This window comes from Vibrio sp. Sgm 5 (assembly GCF_026241575.1).
GTDB classification, from domain to species: domain Bacteria; phylum Pseudomonadota; class Gammaproteobacteria; order Enterobacterales; family Vibrionaceae; genus Vibrio; species Vibrio jasicida.
Map to the genome: position 1 here is coordinate 137,504 of NZ_JAPHPY010000002.1, position 18,181 is coordinate 155,684.

Consider the following 18,181-nt stretch of genomic DNA (forward strand, 5'->3'; position numbering starts at 1 on the left):
CTTTCTCTCGGAGCGAAGCGTTTCCATTCGCTGCTGTCTTTTTGAGCACTTAACCCGCCGTTTTCAGCAATTCTGTGATCTCACTAGACTCTGAGTAGATAACTCTATACAATCCGCCCTCGGAGCTGACTGGGTAGTCGCTGCTTTGTTGATGTCCTTCGGGAGACTGACGTTGAGGTCCCTTTGGGAGACTGACGTTGACGTCCTTCGGGAGACTGACAAAGGGGAGGAAAGTCCGGGCTTCATAGAGCAAGGTGCCAGGTAACGCCTGGGGGGCGCAAGCCTACGACAAGTGCAGCAGAGAGAAGACCGCCGATGGCCTTAGGGCACAGGTAAGGGTGAAAGGGTGCGGTAAGAGCGCACCGGACGACTAGTAATAGTTCGTAGCAGGGTAAACTCCACCTGAAGCAAGACCAAATAGGCCTCCACATTGCGTTGCTCGCGTAAGGAGGCGGGTAGGTTGCTCGAGCCAGTGAGTGATTGCTGGCCTAGACGAATGGCTACCGCCGCGCAAGCGGAACAGAACCCGGCTTATGTGTCGGCTCCACCTATTCGAGACCCATCACTACTTCGGTAGTGATGGGTTTTTTGCATTTTATTGACGCAAACTATGTCATTACCAATAAACTTGGCGCTGAATCACGTCTAACTTTAGACTTGAGGTGGCGATGATGTGGGAAATCAGTACACTAAAGAATCGCTTCAAGATCATTCAACGAGAAAGCTATGACCGAAACATTTCAACATATCTCAGTGTTATTAAATGAATCCATTGATGGCTTGGCTATCAAACCCGATGGTATCTATATCGATGGAACATTTGGCCGTGGCGGTCACAGCCGAACTATCTTGTCGAAATTAGGCGAAAACGGCCGCTTGTACAGCATCGATCGCGACCCTCAAGCGATTGCTGAAGCGGGTAAAATTGACGATCCTCGTTTTACTATCATCCATGGCCCATTTTCAGGTATGGCGCAGTATGCAGAAGAGTACGATCTTGTGGGTAAAGTCGATGGTGTATTACTAGACCTTGGCGTTTCTTCTCCACAGCTTGATGATGCTGAACGTGGCTTTAGCTTTATGAAAGATGGCCCGTTAGATATGCGTATGGACCCGACTTCTGGCGTTCCAGTTTCACAATGGTTGATGGAAGCTGATCTTGATGATATCACTTGGGTGATTCGTGAGTTTGGTGAAGACAAACATGCACGTCGCATTGCCAAAGCTATCGTGGTATACCGCGAAGACGAAGAAAACGAGCCGATGGTTCGCACTGGTCAGCTAGCGAAGCTGATTTCGGACGCCGCACCAAAGAGCTTCAAAGAGAAAAAACACCCAGCAACCCGTGCTTTTCAGGCTTTTCGCATTTACATCAACAGTGAATTAGAAGAAATTGATACTGCACTAAAAGGCGCGGCAAGCATTTTGGCTCCAGAAGGTCGCCTATCGGTCATCAGCTTCCATTCGTTGGAAGACCGCATGGTGAAACGCTTTATCCGTAAAGAGAGCAAAGGCCCAGAAGTGCCACATGGCATCCCAATGACGGAAGAACAAATCCGAGCATTGGGCAGTGCAAACATGAAAGCGGTGAGCAAGGCGATTAAGCCAACGAAGCAAGAAATCGAACTCAACCCTCGCTCTCGTAGTTCAGTACTAAGAATTGCAGAAAAGCTTTAATTATTATGACGAAAACCACTCCTAATCTTGCTAAGTTGATTGCGACGGATTTAATTTCCGTTGGTCGCTGGTCGTTATTGTTGATGATTTTAATATTCTCATCGGCAATGGGAGTGGTCTTTGCCACCCATCATGCGCGTCAAGCGATCACTGAAAAAGATCATACATTGGTTGAGCGAGAGCGATTGGATAGCGAATGGCGCAACCTAATGTTGGAAGAAACAGCCCTCGCGGAACACAGTCGCGTTCAAGACTTGGCAAAGAAGGATCTTGAAATGAAACGACCAGATGGCGATAAAGAAGTGGTTATCACGCTAAAATGATTGGAAAGAAAGCCAAATCGAAACAAGGAAATTCGCGCAAGCCAGCAGCCAAAGAAAAGAAAGTGGTTGCTGCAAAGTCGCAACCCACCAAAGAAGCAAAAGAACCCCAAGAAACAGACGTTGTTGAACCCGAATCCTTTTTGATTCGCTGGCGCTTTCAGTTACTGCTGTTTTTCGTCTTTTGTGCATTTGCCCTACTCGTTGGGCGCGTTGCCTACATTCAAATCATCGAGCCTGATAACCTTATCAAGCAAGGTGACCTTCGTTCAGTCCGTGTTAAAGCCATTCCTTCTGCGCGCGGTATCATCTCTGATCGTAATGGCGAACCTCTTGCCGTTAGTGTTCCTGTTGAGGCTGTATGGGCCGATCCAAAAACCATCTTCAAAGAGGGCGCGCTACAGCAAACCAAAAGTTGGTATGCATTAGCTGACGTTCTTGGTTTGGACCGACAAGGTCTGATCAATAAGATCAAGAAAAATGAAAAGCGTCGCTTTATCTACCTTCAGCGTCAGGTAAGCCCTGCGATGGCTAACTACATTCGTGAACTCAAACTACCTGGTGTAGGCTTGAAATCTGAATCTCGTCGTTACTATCCTGCAGGTGAGGTTAGTGCTCACTTAGTCGGTGTTACGGGGATTGATGGTCATGGTCTAGAAGGTGTAGAGCGAAGCTATGATGAATGGTTAACTGGTGCTGCAGGCAAGAAAACCATTCGTAAAGACCGCTATGGCCGTGTTGTTGAGAATATTGCTCTTGAAGAGAAACAAGAAGGTAAACCGCTACAACTGACTATTGATCAGCGAATTCAAGCTGTTGCTTATCGCGCAATTAAACAAGCGGTTGCTGACCATCGCGCAACATCTGGTTCTGTAGTGGTGCTTGATGTAAAAACGGGCGCTGTGTTGGCGATGGTGAACGCGCCATCTTATAACCCAAATAATCGTAGCGATTGGCAAAGTTACAAAATGCGTAACCGAGTAATCACCGACTCTTTAGAGCCGGGCTCTACAATTAAGCCATTCGTTGTTTTAGCCGCCTTAGAAAATGAGGTCGCAGATAAAGACACCATCGTCGATACTGGAAACGGTATTCTTCAATTGGGTGGCAGCCGTGTTCGTGATGCACCAAAGGTAGGAAAAGCGAGCTTAACGACCATCTTGAAGAAATCGAGTAATATCGGTGTGACCAAGTTAGCTATGCGTATGCCAGTAGAAGCATTGCTTGGTTTATACAGTTCTGTTGGTTTGGGAGAACTTTCTGGCTTGAACTTAGTCGGTGAAGTTGTGGGTATTTTTCCGAGTCGCTCGCGTTGGTCGCCAATTGAACGCGCCACCATCGCCTTTGGTTACGGTTTATCGGTGACCCCAATTCAGTTAGCGCATGCTTACGCAACCTTGGGTAACTTAGGTAAATATGAGCCGATTCATATTATCGAAAGTAACGACAACGATATGGCTCGCCAAGTTGTTAGCCAAAAAAATGCACGCCTTGTACTCGATATGCTGGAAACGGTAACGCAAAAAGGCGGTTCAGCCCGTCGTGCTGCGGTTCCGGGCTATCGAGTTGGTGCCAAAACGGGTACGGCTCGAAAAGCAACCGCTGGTGGCTATAGTGATGAGTACATCAACTACACGGCCGGTGTTGCTCCTGTGAGCGATCCAAGACTTGCATTGGTTGTTGTAGTTAATGAGCCGCAAGGTGATGACTACTATGGCGGTTCAGTTGCTTCGCCAGTCTTTTCTGAAATCATGAAAGGCGCGCTGCAAATTCTGAATGTTGCCCCTGACGAAAACAAATTCCAACAGTAGGCTTCGATGTTTACTGAGAAACAAAATCTAGAAAGCTGAGCTAAAGCTCGGAGAACAAATATGACCAAAGCCATCAGTATGGACGCGCTGCTTTCCAATTGGGTTGATTGCCCAAGTTTGTCGTCCGTTCTTGTCTCTGAACTGGAACTCGATAGTAGACGAGTTCAGTCCGGCACTACTTTTGTTGCCATCATTGGCCATGCTGTCGATGGACGTGATTTTATCGCGAAGGCCATCCAGCAAGGTGCTAACGCGGCGATCGCTCAAGCCTGTGAGCGAAAAGCACACGGTACGATTGAGATTGTTGATAATGTTCCAGTGATTTACCTCGATGCACTGGATAAGTGCCTTTCTCAAATCGCAGGTCAGTTCTACCATTATCCCAATATGGAGCTGATTGGTGTCACTGGCACCAACGGCAAAACCACCATCACTCAGCTTATTGCCCAATGGATTGATTTGGTCGGTTCCAAAGCGGCGGTAATGGGGACAACAGGGAATGGTTTTCTAGATGATCTGCAAGAAGCCGCAAACACCACAGGCAACGCAGTTGAAATCCAAAAGACCCTATCCTCGCTCGCCGAGCAAAAAGCACAATACACTGCGCTTGAAATTTCCTCTCATGGTCTGATTCAAGGTCGTGTTAAAGCATTGTCTTTTGCCGCTGGTGTGTTCACCAATCTGAGCCGTGATCACTTGGATTATCATGGCACGATGGAAGAGTATGCAAAGGCGAAGCTGATGCTGTTTACCACTCACCAATGCGAGCATGCGATCATCAATGTCGATGATACAGTGGGAGCTGCGTGGGCGAAGCAATTATCGAATTCCATAGCTGTTTCACTCAAGCCGAATTCAGAATTCCTACAATCCGTATTTGCTACTGACATTGTTTACGCAGAGTCAGGCATTACGATTGAGTTTGATGGCAAGTTTGGTGAGGGAATACTTCATGCGCCGCTGATTGGCGAGTTCAATGCAGCAAACCTGATGTTGGCATTCACAACGTTACTTAGTCTCGGTTTTAGCAAGCAAGATTTGCTGGCAACGGCAGGCCAATTACAGCCTGTTCTTGGTCGTATGGAACTCTTCCAAGCTGACGACAAGGCAAAAGTCGTGGTGGATTACGCCCACACGCCTGACGCGCTAGAAAAAGCGCTGCAAGCATTGCGTGTGCATTGCCAGGGTGAGCTTTGGGCTATTTTCGGCTGTGGTGGTGACCGTGATGCTGGTAAGCGCCCAATGATGGCGGAAATCGCTGAGCGTTTGGGTGACAAGATAGTGCTTACCGATGATAACCCTCGCAGTGAAGCCCCTGTGCTGATCATGAAAGACATGCTGGCCGGCCTAACAAAACCTGCTGAGGCGATTGTGCAGCATGACCGTTTTAAAGCGCTGTCTTACGCACTGGAACATGCATCTCCGCAAGACATTATCCTTCTGGCAGGTAAAGGTCATGAGGACTACCAAATTCTAAACTCTGGAACCATCCATTACTCTGACCGCGAGTCAGCCATGACGCTATTGGGGCTTTCATCATGATCACAGTAACGCTTTCTCAAGTCGCGGATATGACTGGCGGTGAACTGGTTGGCAATGACCTATCTATTGAATCTGTTTCTACCGACACTCGAGCGATCGAACAGGGTGCTCTTTTTGTTGCTTTGGTTGGAGAGCGTTTTGATGCTCACGATTTCTGCCAACAAGCGGTGGAGTCAGGGGCGGGTGCACTGTTAGTGCAAAAGCAACTTAATGTGAATGTCCCTCAAGTTGTTGTTACCGATACTAAGATAGCGTTAGGTGAAGTCGCATCTTGGGTACACAATTCGTGTCAAACACCGACAGTGGCGATTACAGGCAGTTGTGGCAAAACTACAGTAAAAGAGATGGTTGCAAGTATCCTGCAGTTGAAAGGCAAAGTGCTGTTTACCGCGGGCAACTTCAACAATGACATTGGTGTTCCGCTTACGTTATTGAGATCGCAACAAGACGATGATTACGCTGTGATTGAGCTTGGGGCCAACCATATTGGTGAGATCGAATACACGACTCAACTGGTTCATCCTAACATTGCGTTAGTCAACAACGTAGCCGCCGCTCACTTAGAGGGATTTGGTTCGATTGATGGCGTAAAACAGGCTAAAGGCGAGATTTATCAGGGATTGCCTGCGGGCGGTGTTGCGATTGTGAACCTCGATAGCAATGGTGGTGAGAAGTGGAACCATGTTCTTGCCGATAAGCAAGTCATCACATTTTCTCAAACGAACACAGATGCTGACTTTTATGCAACAAATGTTGTAATGAACGCCGCCGGCGAAGCAAGCTTTAACCTACATCTCGCAATAGACTCACAAGAAATTGAACTGTCTCTGGGTATTATAGGTCAACACAACGTTGCGAACGCGATTGCGGCTTCTATCATTGCGTTACAAATGGGCGCGACGTTAGAAGAAGTTCGTGATGGCCTTAAACATTTAAACAAAGTGAAAGGTCGAGTCGAAGTTGAGGAACTCAGCGATAAAATCAAGCTAATTGATGACAGCTATAACGCGAGTGTTCCAGCGATGAAGGCCGCGGTGGACTTGCTTAGTGCATTCCAAGGTGAGCGTTGGTTGATTTTAGGCAATATGGCGGAGTTGGGTGAGGAAAGTCTTGCACTTCATCGTCAAGTCGGGGAACATGCTGCCCCACAAAAATTTGAACACGTTCTCACGTATGGTGCAGACACGAAGGTCATTAGTGAACTTTGTGATGGCATCCATTTCGAGACACATCCAGAGATGATTGACTACATCAAGCAGCATCTAGACCAAACCGCACCTCAACACCATACAATGTTGGTGAAAGGAGCGAACGGTGCTCGTATGTTTGAAGTCGCTGCTGCTTTGAAGGAGTATTATTAATGATTATTTGGCTTGCCGAGCTGCTACAGCCATACTTGTCTTTTTTCCGATTGTTTGAATACCTGTCGTTTCGAGCAATCCTTAGTGTACTTACTGCTTTAGGTCTGTCTTTATGGATGGGGCCTATCATGATCAAGCGTCTACAGATGCTACAAATTGGTCAGGTTGTCCGTAACGAAGGTCCAGAGTCTCACTTTAGCAAGCGTGGTACCCCTACAATGGGGGGGATCATGATTTTGGCTGCTATTTCAATCACTATTCTTTTATGGACTGATTTATCGAACCCATACGTGTGGGCAGTGCTGACGGTACTGCTTGGTTATGGGGCGATTGGTTTTGTTGATGACTATCGTAAAGTCGTTCGTAAGAATACCGACGGCCTGATTGCTCGTTGGAAGTACTTTTGGCAGTCGCTGATTGCATTTGTCGTGGCGTTTGCGTTGTACGCTTACGGCAAAGATACCGCAGCTACTCAACTTGTTGTGCCATTCTTTAAAGACATCATGCCGCAACTTGGCTTGATGTACATTATCCTCACTTACTTCGTTATTGTGGGTACTAGTAATGCGGTAAACCTAACCGATGGCCTAGACGGCTTGGCTATCATGCCAACGGTTCTGGTTGCGGCTGGCTTTGCTGTGATTGCTTGGGCAACAGGTAACATTAACTTCTCTGAATACCTTCATATTCCATACCTCCCACACGCTTCTGAGCTGGTTGTCGTTTGTACTGCAATCGTTGGTGCGGGCCTTGGTTTCTTGTGGTTCAACACTTACCCAGCACAAGTATTCATGGGCGATGTTGGTTCACTTGCTCTAGGTGGCGCGCTTGGTACTATCGCTGTACTGGTTCGTCAAGAGTTGGTACTGGTGATCATGGGTGGTGTGTTTGTAATGGAAACGCTATCGGTAATTCTACAGGTAGGTTCTTATAAACTACGTGGTCAGCGTATTTTCCGTATGGCACCGATTCACCATCACTACGAATTAAAAGGTTGGCCAGAGCCTCGCGTAATCGTGCGCTTCTGGATTATTTCTATGGTTCTTGTTCTGATTGGTCTAGCGACTCTGAAAGTGCGTTAATCGCACTTTCCAAGAACAAGACAAATTGCGTGATCAAATATGGAACGTTGGCAAAACATACATAAGGTCGTCGTCGTAGGGCTCGGTATTACCGGGCTCTCTGTCGTTAAACACCTCACAAAAACTCAACCGCAACTGACGATCAAAGTCATTGATACGCGCACTAACCCTCCGGGGGCTGAGCGTTTGTCAGAGCAGGTAGAACTCCACAGCGGTGGCTGGAATACCGAATGGCTTGCAGAAGCTGACTTAGTCGTGACTAACCCAGGCATCGCCTTAGCGACACCAGAAATACAATCGGTTCTTGCGAAAGGAAAGCCAGTTGTTGGTGATATCGAGCTCTTCGCGTGGGCAGTCGATAAACCTGTTATTGCGATTACCGGTTCTAATGGTAAAAGCACGGTAACAGACCTAACAGGCGTGTTAGCAAAAGCTGCCGGGTTAACGGTCGGTGTTGGTGGCAATATCGGGGTTCCTGCTCTCGATTTGCTAGAGCAAGACGCAGATTTGTATGTACTTGAACTATCTAGCTTCCAACTAGAAACCACATCAAGCTTGAAGCTTAAAGCGGCTGCGTTTCTAAACCTTTCGGAAGACCACATGGATCGTTATGACGGCATGGCGGACTACCGACAAGCTAAGCTGCGCATTTTTAATAACGCAGAACTGGCAGTGGTTAACCGTAATGATCGAGAAACCTTCCCTGAGACTGAAATACCGTTGGTGACGTTTGGTAGTGATGAACAAGCATACGGCCTTGACGTTGACGGTAACCGTACTTGGCTGCTTGATCATGGTCAGCGCGTGATTGCCAGTGATGAATTGAAGTTGGTTGGTAAGCACAATCTGGCTAACGCTCTCGTCGTACTTGCTCTGCTTAAAGCGGCGGATGTGGATTATCACAAATCCTTGAATGCACTGAAAACTTACACTGGTTTGACACATCGATGCCAAGTGGTTGCGGATAATCATGGTGTAAAATGGGTGAATGACTCCAAAGCAACTAATATTGCGAGCACTATGGCTGCGCTTTCTGGCTTAGAATCAATGGGTAAATTGTATTTGTTGGTTGGTGGTGTTGGTAAAGGCGCAGATTTCACACCATTAAAGCCGATCTTAGCGACGCTTAACTTGCAGCTTTGCTGCTTTGGCAAAGATGGCGATGATTTTATGCCACTGCATGAATCCGCAACTCGTTTCGACACCATGGAAGATGTGATTCAACAGATATCTTCGCAGTTAAATACGGGCGATATGGTGATGCTATCTCCGGCATGTGCTAGCTTTGATCAATTCGACAACTTTATGGCAAGGGGTGACGCATTTGCGGCTCTTGCTGAGAAATATGCATAATTAAAGGTCACACACTTCGTGGGTTTAGGTAACGTTAAACGCAGCATTGGCACTTGGCTTAAGCATCCTGCTCCAGAGGCGCTCTTTGACCGTCAACTCGTATGGATTGCACTGGGTTTGATGTTAACCGGTTTGGTGATGGTGACATCAGCATCATTTCCAATAAGCTCACGTCTGACGGATCAGCCATTTCACTTTATGTTCCGTCATGCCACTTTCTTGGTGCTGGCGATTGGTGTGTCTGCCGTCATTCTTCAAATCCCACTAGAACAATGGTTTAAGCGAAGCCATTACTTATTGTGGATCTCGTTTGGTTTACTCATCATCGTATTATTGGCTGGTAAGTCGGTAAACGGTGCATCGCGTTGGATCCCGCTGGGACTGTTTAACTTGCAACCGGCCGAAGTCGCGAAGCTCTCGCTATTTGTCTTCATGTCCGGTTATCTGGTGCGTAAGCAAGACGAAGTTCGCCAAACCTTCTTTGGCGGTTTCATGAAGCCCATCATGGTGTTTGCCTTCTTCGCCGTGTTGCTTCTAGGGCAGCCCGATCTAGGTACCGTGGTTGTAATGCTGGTGACACTGTTTGGCATGCTGTTCATTGCTGGAGCCAAGCTGACTCAGTTTTTAGCGCTCATGATTGCTGGTATTGCTGCCGTGGTTGGCTTGATTTTGGTCGAGCCATACCGTATTCGTCGTGTTACCTCGTTTCTCGACCCTTGGGAAGACCCATTTGGTAGCGGCTATCAGTTGACTCAATCTCTCATGGCGTTTGGTCGTGGTGAATGGTTTGGGCAAGGCTTAGGCAACTCGATTCAAAAACTGGAATATCTTCCAGAAGCGCACACCGACTTCGTGTTTGCGGTACTGGCTGAAGAGCTGGGTTTTGTTGGCGTCGTGTTAGTGCTAATGCTGATTTTCAGTTTGGTGCTAAAAGCAGTTTATATCGGCAAACGTGCTTTTGAAGAAGGCGAAATGTTTGGCGGTTACCTCGCATTTGGTATTGGTATTTGGTTTGCTTTCCAAACGCTGGTTAATGTTGGCGCAGCGGCCGGTATCGTTCCAACCAAAGGTCTTACTCTGCCGCTGATCAGTTATGGTGGTTCGAGTTTAATCATTATGTCTGTAGCGGTGTCTATATTGCTGCGTATCGATCATGAATGCCGTTTGAAGCACGGCCAGAAAGAACTAGAAAAACAAATTGATGAAGAAAAATAAACGTTTGATGGTGATGGCTGGTGGTACTGGCGGTCACGTGTTCCCAGGTTTAGCGGTTGCAAAACAACTGCAGGAGCAAGGCTGGGAGATCCGCTGGTTAGGTACTGCGGATAGAATGGAGGCGGATTTAGTGCCGAAACATGGCATTGAAATCGACTTTATCAAAGTAAAAGGTCTACGAGGTCAAGGCGTTAAGCGTCTTCTTGTGGCACCATTTCAGATTATTAATGCCATCAAGCAGGCTCGTGCTCACATGAAACGCTGGCAGCCAGATGCCGTGCTTGGTATGGGTGGTTACGTGAGTGGTCCTGGTGGTATTGCTGCTTGGATGAGTGGTATTCCTGTTGTCCTGCATGAACAAAATGCTGTCGCGGGTTTAACTAACCAATGGCTGTCGAAAATTGCCAAAAAGGTATTTCAAGCCTTTCCTGGTGCTTTTCCAAAAGCAGAAGTCGTTGGCAACCCAGTTCGTGAAGACGTGACTCAATTGGAAGCGCCAACTGAGCGGATGCAAGAGCGACAAGGTCCGATTCGGATTTTGGTGATGGGAGGAAGCCAAGGCGCACGAATTCTTAACCAAACTCTGCCAGAAGTGATGGCTAAATTGGGCGAAGATTACTGTATTCGTCATCAAGCGGGTAAAGGTGCTGCTGAAGAAGTGAATACAGCGTACCAAGCCAATGGTGTTGTGAATGCAGAAGTAACCGAATTCATCGACGATGTAGCAAATGCTTATGCATGGGCTGACCTTTTGGTTTGTCGTTCAGGTGCACTCACTGTTTCTGAAGTTTCAGCGGCCGGTGTTGGTGCCATTTTTGTGCCGTTTATGCATAAAGACCGCCAGCAAGCATTGAATGCAGACCACTTGGTGGATTGCGGTGCGGCTAAGATGATTGAACAACCAGATTTAACCGTTGAGTCATTGACTCAACAGATCCAACAATTGGATCGACAAGCTTTACTTACAATGGCTGAGCAAGCACGCAGTGCAGCAAAGTTAGATGCGGATAAAACAGTCGCACAAGCCATTGTCGCTTTGACCGAAAAGCGTTAACGAATTATTGAGAATAGAATTGATGACAATCCAACATACACAAGACTTAGCTCAGATTCGCGCAATGGTGCCAGAGATGCGCCGCGTGAAATCCATCCACTTCATCGGTATTGGTGGTGCGGGCATGAGCGGCATTGCAGAAGTGCTGTTGAACGAAGGCTACCAAATCACGGGTTCTGATTTATCAGAGAACCCAGTGACGGAGCGTTTAGTATCAAAAGGTGCAACCGTGTTTATCGGTCACCAAGCCAGCAATGTGGAAAAAGCCAGTGTGGTTGTGGTTTCAACAGCGATCAACGAAGAAAACCCAGAAGTCATCGCGGCTCGCGAATTACGTATTCCAATTGTACGCCGTGCAGAGATGCTTGCCGAGCTAATGCGATTCCGTCATGGTATTGCCGTTGCAGGCACGCACGGTAAAACGACGACGACTGCGTTAGTGACACAAATCTATTCTGAAGCAGGTTTAGATCCAACGTTTGTTAACGGTGGTCTAGTTAAGAGTGCTGGCACTAACGCGCGTCTAGGTTCTAGCCGAATTTTGATTGCAGAAGCGGACGAGAGTGATGCGTCATTTCTGCATCTACAACCTATGGTGAGCATCGTCACGAACATCGAAGCAGACCATATGGATACGTACGGCGGCGATTTTGAAACTTTGAAGCAAACCTTCATCGACTTCCTTCATAATTTACCGTTTTACGGTCAAGCGATCGTGTGTATAGATGATCCTGTGATTCGCGAGCTGATTCCACGTATTAGCCGCCAAGTGATCACTTACGGTTTTTCTGAAGATGCCGATGTACGTATCGAGAACTACCACCAAGAAGGCCAGCAAGGCAAGTTCACCGTGGTTCGTGAAGGGCGTGCGAATCTGGATATCACACTAAATATCCCAGGTCGCCACAATGCACTCAATGCGTCAGCCGCGATTGCCGTAGCAACAGAAGACGACATCAGTGATGAAGCAATCTTAAAAGCAATGGCTGGTACTCAAGGTACAGGTCGTCGTTTTGATCATTTAGGCGAGTTTGATACTGGCAACGGCCATGCAATGCTTGTTGATGACTACGGTCACCACCCAACAGAAGTGGATGTAACGATCAATGCAGCGCGCGCCGGTTGGCAAGACAAGCGTCTTGTTATGATCTTCCAGCCACATCGTTACAGTCGAACTCGTGACCTTTACGATGATTTTGCTAACGTGCTGGAGCAAGTTGATGTACTGATCATGCTCGATGTCTATGCGGCGGGTGAAAAACCGATCGCTGGCGCTGATGGTCGTGCTTTATGCCGAACGATTCGTAGTCGTGGGAAGGTAGATCCAATTTTTGTGCCTGAAATAGAGCAATTACCGTCAGTTTTAGCTAACGTTATACAAGACGGCGACCTGATCTTAACTCAAGGTGCCGGTGATGTTGGTAAAGTCGCTAAGCAATTGGCAACGCTTGAGTTGAACATAAATAATATGCTCGGGTAATCACGAAAATTGACGCAAAGCACAGAGAAAGACATAGATCTCGATTTTGCGTCAAGATCGTTGTGATTTATCGCTATCAGTGTTTGATAGTTTACAAGAGCTCAGTATAATCCCAAGGTTAAAGTCAATACTTTTGCCGATGTGTACTCACACGGTGAAAAGTACAAGACAAAAGTCAGGAAACAAAGACGTTGTTGAATATTGCACTGAATGAAGAGCGACTTAACACGGAGACTAACCGTGGTCGCCAAGAGAAAATCTTGGGTGTGCTATTTTTCGTTGTCGTCGTGACCTTAATCAGTTCTGTTTTGTACTCAGCGATCAGTTGGATGTGGGATGACCAAAGGTTACCTCTCTCCAAAATCGTGCTTCAAGGAAAACTGGAGTACGTCACCGCAGACGATGTTCAAGCAGCGTTTAGCAAGATTGATCATATCGGCACGTTTATGTCGCAAGACATCGATGTGTTGCAGCAAAGTGTTGAAGCCTTACCTTGGGTCGCGCATGCCGCGATCCGCAAGCAATGGCCAGACACGGTAAAAGTATTTTTGACAGAACATCGCCCTGTCGCCATCTGGAATGGCATCGAGCTGTTAGATAACAACGGTTTGGTATTTGAAGGCGATGTCGGCCTGCTAAAGGAAGAGAAAGTTAAGTTATATGGACCCAATGCAACTGGGCCGGAAGTCTTGCAAACCTACCGCGAACTCCGACCTAAGTTCCAACAATTGGGTTTGGCTATATCGTCTCTGGTTTTAAATGAGCGACGAGCTTGGCAAATCATCCTTGATAACGGTATTCGACTAGAGCTTGGTAAAGAGTCTCTGGATGAGCGAATAGAGCGCTTTTTCTCGCTTTATAACAAGCTTGGCAGTGACACTCAAAGAATCAGTTATATCGATCTTCGATACGATACGGGAGCCGCGGTTGGTTGGTTTCCTGAACATGAGTTAGAACAAGAGAGTACAGATGACTAAGGCCGCTGATGACAACATTATTGTTGGTCTGGATATAGGCACTGCAACCGTATCAGCTCTAGTGGGCGAGATTCTACCTGATGGCCAAATAAATATTATTGGTGCTGGTAGCAGCCCCTCACGTGGCATGGATAAAGGCGGCGTGAATGATTTGGAGTCGGTTGTAAAATCAGTACAACGCGCAATTGATCAAGCTGAGCTAATGGCGGAATGCCAAATCAGCCGAGTATTCATTTCGTTGTCTGGTAAACATATCGCAAGCCGAATTGAAAAAGGCATGGGCACGATTTCTGATGAAGAAGTGTCTCAAGAAGATATGGATCGTGCTATCCATACAGCCAAATCGATTAAAATCGGTGATGAACAACGAATCCTTCATGTGATTCCACAAGAGTTCACCATCGACTACCAAGAGGGCATCAAAAACCCACTTGGTTTATCTGGAGTGAGAATGGAAGTAAGCGTCCATTTGATCTCATGCCATAATGATATGGCACGCAATATTATTAAGGCTGTAGAACGTTGTGGTCTTAAAGTAGAGCAACTTGTGTTTTCTGGGCTTGCTGCGAGTAATGCAGTAATTACCGAGGACGAAAGAGAGCTTGGGGTTTGTGTGGTGGATATCGGTGCCGGCACGATGGATGTTTCTATCTGGACCGGTGGTGCGTTGCGTCACACAGAAGTATTTTCTTACGCAGGAAATGCGGTAACTAGCGATATTGCTTTTGCTTTTGGTACGCCAGTGAGCGATGCTGAAGAAATCAAAGTCAAATATGGCTGCGCCTTGAGTGAACTGGTCAGTAAGGATGACACGGTTAACGTCCCAAGCGTAGGTGGTCGACCTTCACGTAGTCTGCAACGTCAGACTTTGTCAGAAGTCATTGAACCACGCTACTCTGAGCTGATGGGATTAGTTAACCAAACTATCGACTCTGTACAAGCGAAATTGCGCGAAGAAGGCATTAAACACCATCTTGCTGCGGGTGTAGTTCTCACCGGCGGTGCTGCGCAAATCGAAGGAGTGGTAGAATGTGCGGAACGCGTATTCCGCAACCAAGTAAGGGTCGGCAAACCGCTCGAAGTCAGCGGATTAACTGACTATGTAAAAGAGCCGTACCATTCTACGGCAGTTGGATTACTTCATTACGCGAGAGACATGCAGTCTAGCGACGATAGCGATTATAATGAACCTAAGCGCTCATCTGTTACTGGCTTCTTCGGTAAATTGCGTAATTGGATACAAAAAGAGTTTTAACCTGAGTTGCAGGATAAACGGAGACAACACATGTTTGAACCGATGATGGAAATGTCTGACGATGCAGTAATCAAGGTCGTTGGAGTTGGTGGCGGCGGTGGTAACGCTGTTGAACACATGGTGCGTGAATCCATCGAAGGTGTGGAATTCATCAGCGTCAACACTGATGCGCAAGCACTTCGTAAGACAAGCGTTGGCAATGTTATTCAGATCGGTGGTGATATCACTAAAGGTCTGGGGGCAGGTGCGAATCCACAGGTTGGCCGTGAGGCAGCTCTCGAAGACAGAGATAGACTTAAAGATTCCCTAACTGGTGCCGATATGGTGTTTATCGCAGCAGGTATGGGTGGTGGTACAGGTACTGGTGCAGCTCCTGTTATCGCAGAAGTCGCTAAAGAGCTTGGCATTCTGACTGTTGCGGTAGTAACAAAACCGTTCAGCTTTGAAGGCAAAAAGCGTTTGGCATTTGCAGAGCAAGGTATCGATGAGCTTTCTAAGCATGTTGATTCTTTGATTACGATTCCAAACGAAAAGCTACTTAAAGTACTTGGTCGTGGTGTTACGCTACTTGAAGCATTTGCGAGTGCGAACGACGTTCTTAAAAACGCTGTTCAAGGTATCGCAGAGCTAATCACTCGTCCTGGCATGATCAACGTCGACTTTGCAGACGTACGTACTGTGATGTCGGAAATGGGTCACGCAATGATGGGTAGCGGCATCGCGAAAGGCGAAGACCGTGCTGAAGAAGCGGCAGAGATGGCAATTTCTAGCCCACTTCTAGAAGATATCGATCTAGCGGGTGCTCGTGGTGTTCTTGTTAACATTACGGCTGGTTTGGACATGCGTCTTGACGAGTTTGAGACCGTAGGTAACACAGTGAAAGCATTTGCTTCTGACAATGCAACAGTGGTTATCGGTACATCTCTAGACCCTGATATGACGGACGAAATCCGCGTAACTGTTGTTGCAACAGGTATTGGTAATGAGAAGAAACCAGATATCACGCTAGTTGCGGGTGGCAAAGCTAAAGTGGCTCCGACTCAGGCAGCTCCTCAAGCTCAACTACAGCAGCAAACTGCGGCACCGCAAGCTGAAGAGAAACCGGCACAAACTTTGCAGACTTCACCAGTGCAAGAGAAGCCACAGGTAACTCCTCAGCCGACAAATACCGTTTCTTCTCCAGCTTCTTCTGCAAGCCAAAGTTCGGCGGCACCGAAGCAAGAGAAAGAAAGTGGTTACTTAGATATTCCGGCATTTTTGCGTCGTCAGGCTGATTAATCTTTAACCCGTAAATTTGACATAGCTCAAAATTATGGTAGCATTCACGGTCGACGTTACAGACGGCCGTGTTTTGTAGCATATTTTAGAGAGGCAAGCAGATGATCAGACAACGTACTCTGAAAGAAATAGTGAAAACAACTGGTGTGGGTCTCCATTCTGGTCGTAAAGTCACACTTACTCTGCGCCCAGCTGCTGCAAACACAGGTATCATTTACCGTCGTACCGATGTAAATCCACCTGTAGATTTTCCAGCTGACCCGGCATCTGTACGTGACACTATGCTTTGTACTGCATTAGTGAACGACGAAGGTATTCGTATTTCAACTGTTGAACACTTGAATGCGGCACTTGCTGGTATGGGTATTGACAACATCGTAGTTGAAGTTGACGCACCTGAAATCCCTATTATGGATGGCAGTGCAAGCCCATTCGTATACTTGCTACAACAAGCAGGTATCGAGATGCAAAATGTACCTAAGCGCTTTATTCGTATTAAAAAACCAGTTCGTTTTGAAGATGGCGATAAGTGGGCAGAATTTGTGCCATTTAACGGCTTCCGTATGGACTTCGAGATTGACTTCAACCACCCTGCGATTGAATCAGACGAGCAGCGCCTTATGTTTGATTTCTCTTCTCAAGGTTTCGTTCGCGAAATTTCTCGTGCACGTACGTTTGGTTTTATGCGTGACATCGAATACCTGCAATCTCAGAACCTTGTTCTAGGTGGTAGCTTTGATAATGCGATTGTTTTGGATGACTACCGTATTCTTAATGAAGAAGGTCTTCGTTTTGAAAACGAGTTTGTGACTCACAAAGTGTTGGATGCCATTGGTGACCTTTACATGTGTGGTCATGCAATTATTGGTGAATTCCGCGCTTATAAATCAGGTCACGGCCTGAATAACCAACTTCTGCGTGCTGTTCTTGCTGATCAAGAAGCATGGGAATGGACAACATTCGAAGAAGAAGTCGGTTCACCAGTTGCATTTGCAGAACCAAACATGGTGCTTGCGTAATCAACGCTGACGCAAAATAGATTAAAAAAACCAGGCCCGCCGCCTGGTTTTTTACTATCTGAGTTTTGAACAGTGAGGTCACTGTTCTTTCTTCGCTCTACCTATCACTTGTCTTTCTTCTTTTCTGCCATTTCCGCAAGACGTTTCAAACGCTCTTGAATCTTTGGTGGCGCCATATCTGCGATGATCATTAATGAATTTGCTGCAGCTTCAGTAAGAGGTGGACGCTTTGGTCTGTCATCGTGCCCGAAACGATTCCGGTATAGTGATGGGTTGATTCGAACTTCCACACTCATCAGCTTTGCATAGCCTTGAGTTCGAAGCTTATTTAGGATCATTAAACGATCGTAATCGATCTTCATCTTTAGTGAAGCGCAGGCCACATCAATGAGCAAATGACCGTTACGTACGTTAGCCACTCGGCAATGATCTGCCGTACCCTTAGGTAGGATCTCTTGCAGCGCCTGATTAAGTTGCAGGATGTCTCCCGCATGTTCTTGTATCTTTTTGAACTGGGATTCGGCAATAAGATCGTCTGTTGAGGTAGGGCGATGATCACGCATAGGTAAAATCTAATTTTGTTGAGATATGGGTATTCTAGAGCAGCTTTCTGCTTAGGTATAGTTTACATTATGGCCTTTATCTTCAGCTCGCCCATAAATTTTTGATATAGCATGGCGAGACGGATTGTTTTGATAATGCCGATTGAGCAGCGATATGTATGTGTAATACTGGCGAATCCGTCATCAGTTTGGTT

The 18,181-nt window shown here is 46.8% G+C and carries 15 protein-coding genes and 1 other RNA gene; 15 read left to right on the forward strand and 1 reads right to left on the reverse strand.

Annotated elements, in window-relative coordinates; all coding sequences use genetic code 11:
* Window positions 1-121 precede the first annotated feature (121 nt).
* The 15 genes from rnpB to lpxC all read left to right on the forward strand — a co-directional run bounded on the left by rnpB (window position 122) and on the right by lpxC (window position 17,424).
* An RNA gene (rnpB, locus tag OQJ86_RS01910) (RNase P RNA component class A) lies at window positions 122-550 on the forward strand.
* A 176-nt stretch (window positions 551-726) separates the two neighbouring features.
* Complete coding sequence (gene rsmH / locus OQJ86_RS01915) at window positions 727-1,677, forward strand: 16S rRNA (cytosine(1402)-N(4))-methyltransferase RsmH (RefSeq protein WP_265985684.1); 951 nt, start codon at window positions 727-729, stop codon at window positions 1,675-1,677.
* Between the two features lie 5 nt (window positions 1,678-1,682).
* Window positions 1,683-2,000: a cell division protein FtsL gene (gene ftsL / locus OQJ86_RS01920; RefSeq protein ID WP_038866253.1), complete on the forward strand. Its 318-nt coding sequence runs from the start codon at window positions 1,683-1,685 to the stop codon at window positions 1,998-2,000.
* Window positions 1,997-3,808 (forward strand): penicillin-binding transpeptidase domain-containing protein, encoded by a 1,812-nt coding sequence (locus OQJ86_RS01925; RefSeq protein WP_096030829.1) that lies wholly within the window; start codon window positions 1,997-1,999, stop codon window positions 3,806-3,808. Before ftsL ends, OQJ86_RS01925 begins: the two co-directional genes overlap by 4 nt.
* 60 nt (window positions 3,809-3,868) lie before the next feature.
* Window positions 3,869-5,350, forward strand: a complete 1,482-nt coding sequence (gene murE / locus OQJ86_RS01930) for a UDP-N-acetylmuramoyl-L-alanyl-D-glutamate--2,6-diaminopimelate ligase (protein ID WP_265985686.1) — start codon at window positions 3,869-3,871, stop codon at window positions 5,348-5,350.
* Entirely contained in the window at window positions 5,347-6,711 is a 1,365-nt protein-coding gene (locus OQJ86_RS01935; RefSeq protein WP_042605359.1) for a UDP-N-acetylmuramoyl-tripeptide--D-alanyl-D-alanine ligase, read from the forward strand. The genes murE and OQJ86_RS01935 overlap by 4 nt, the downstream gene beginning before the upstream one ends.
* Complete coding sequence (gene mraY, locus OQJ86_RS01940) at window positions 6,711-7,793, forward strand: phospho-N-acetylmuramoyl-pentapeptide-transferase (RefSeq protein ID WP_038866256.1); 1,083 nt, start codon at window positions 6,711-6,713, stop codon at window positions 7,791-7,793. The genes OQJ86_RS01935 and mraY overlap by 1 nt, the downstream gene beginning before the upstream one ends.
* Window positions 7,794-7,832: 39 nt before the next feature.
* Window positions 7,833-9,146: a UDP-N-acetylmuramoyl-L-alanine--D-glutamate ligase gene (murD, locus tag OQJ86_RS01945; RefSeq protein ID WP_265985687.1), complete on the forward strand. Its 1,314-nt coding sequence runs from the start codon at window positions 7,833-7,835 to the stop codon at window positions 9,144-9,146.
* Window positions 9,147-9,164: 18 nt separating this feature from the next.
* Window positions 9,165-10,361, forward strand: a complete 1,197-nt coding sequence (gene ftsW / locus OQJ86_RS01950; protein ID WP_038866261.1) for a cell division protein FtsW — start codon at window positions 9,165-9,167, stop codon at window positions 10,359-10,361.
* Complete coding sequence (murG, locus tag OQJ86_RS01955; protein WP_039974732.1) at window positions 10,348-11,415, forward strand: undecaprenyldiphospho-muramoylpentapeptide beta-N-acetylglucosaminyltransferase; 1,068 nt, start codon at window positions 10,348-10,350, stop codon at window positions 11,413-11,415. The genes ftsW and murG overlap by 14 nt, the downstream gene beginning before the upstream one ends.
* Window positions 11,416-11,437: 22 nt before the next feature.
* Window positions 11,438-12,895 (forward strand): UDP-N-acetylmuramate--L-alanine ligase, encoded by a 1,458-nt coding sequence (gene murC, locus OQJ86_RS01960; protein WP_039974734.1) that lies wholly within the window; start codon window positions 11,438-11,440, stop codon window positions 12,893-12,895.
* 191 nt (window positions 12,896-13,086) lie between these two features.
* Window positions 13,087-13,872, forward strand: a complete 786-nt coding sequence (locus OQJ86_RS01965) for a cell division protein FtsQ/DivIB (protein ID WP_038866267.1) — start codon at window positions 13,087-13,089, stop codon at window positions 13,870-13,872.
* Window positions 13,865-15,127, forward strand: coding sequence for a cell division protein FtsA (gene ftsA, locus OQJ86_RS01970; protein WP_038866269.1), 1,263 nt, complete (start codon window positions 13,865-13,867; stop codon window positions 15,125-15,127). The genes OQJ86_RS01965 and ftsA overlap by 8 nt, the downstream gene beginning before the upstream one ends.
* A 30-nt stretch (window positions 15,128-15,157) precedes the next feature.
* A complete protein-coding gene (gene ftsZ, locus OQJ86_RS01975) occupies window positions 15,158-16,405 on the forward strand; it encodes a cell division protein FtsZ (protein WP_265985689.1) in 1,248 nt (415 codons plus the stop codon).
* Window positions 16,406-16,506: 101 nt separating this feature from the next.
* Window positions 16,507-17,424, forward strand: coding sequence for a UDP-3-O-acyl-N-acetylglucosamine deacetylase (lpxC, locus tag OQJ86_RS01980; protein ID WP_038878223.1), 918 nt, complete (start codon window positions 16,507-16,509; stop codon window positions 17,422-17,424).
* A 104-nt stretch (window positions 17,425-17,528) separates the two neighbouring features.
* Here lpxC and OQJ86_RS01985 read toward each other — a convergent pair whose 3' ends face one another.
* The gene (locus tag OQJ86_RS01985) at window positions 17,529-17,987 is read right to left on the reverse strand and encodes a DUF721 domain-containing protein (RefSeq protein ID WP_265985690.1); all 459 of its coding nucleotides are present in this window, start codon (window positions 17,985-17,987) and stop codon (window positions 17,529-17,531) included.
* Between the last annotated feature and the right edge of the window lie 194 nt (window positions 17,988-18,181).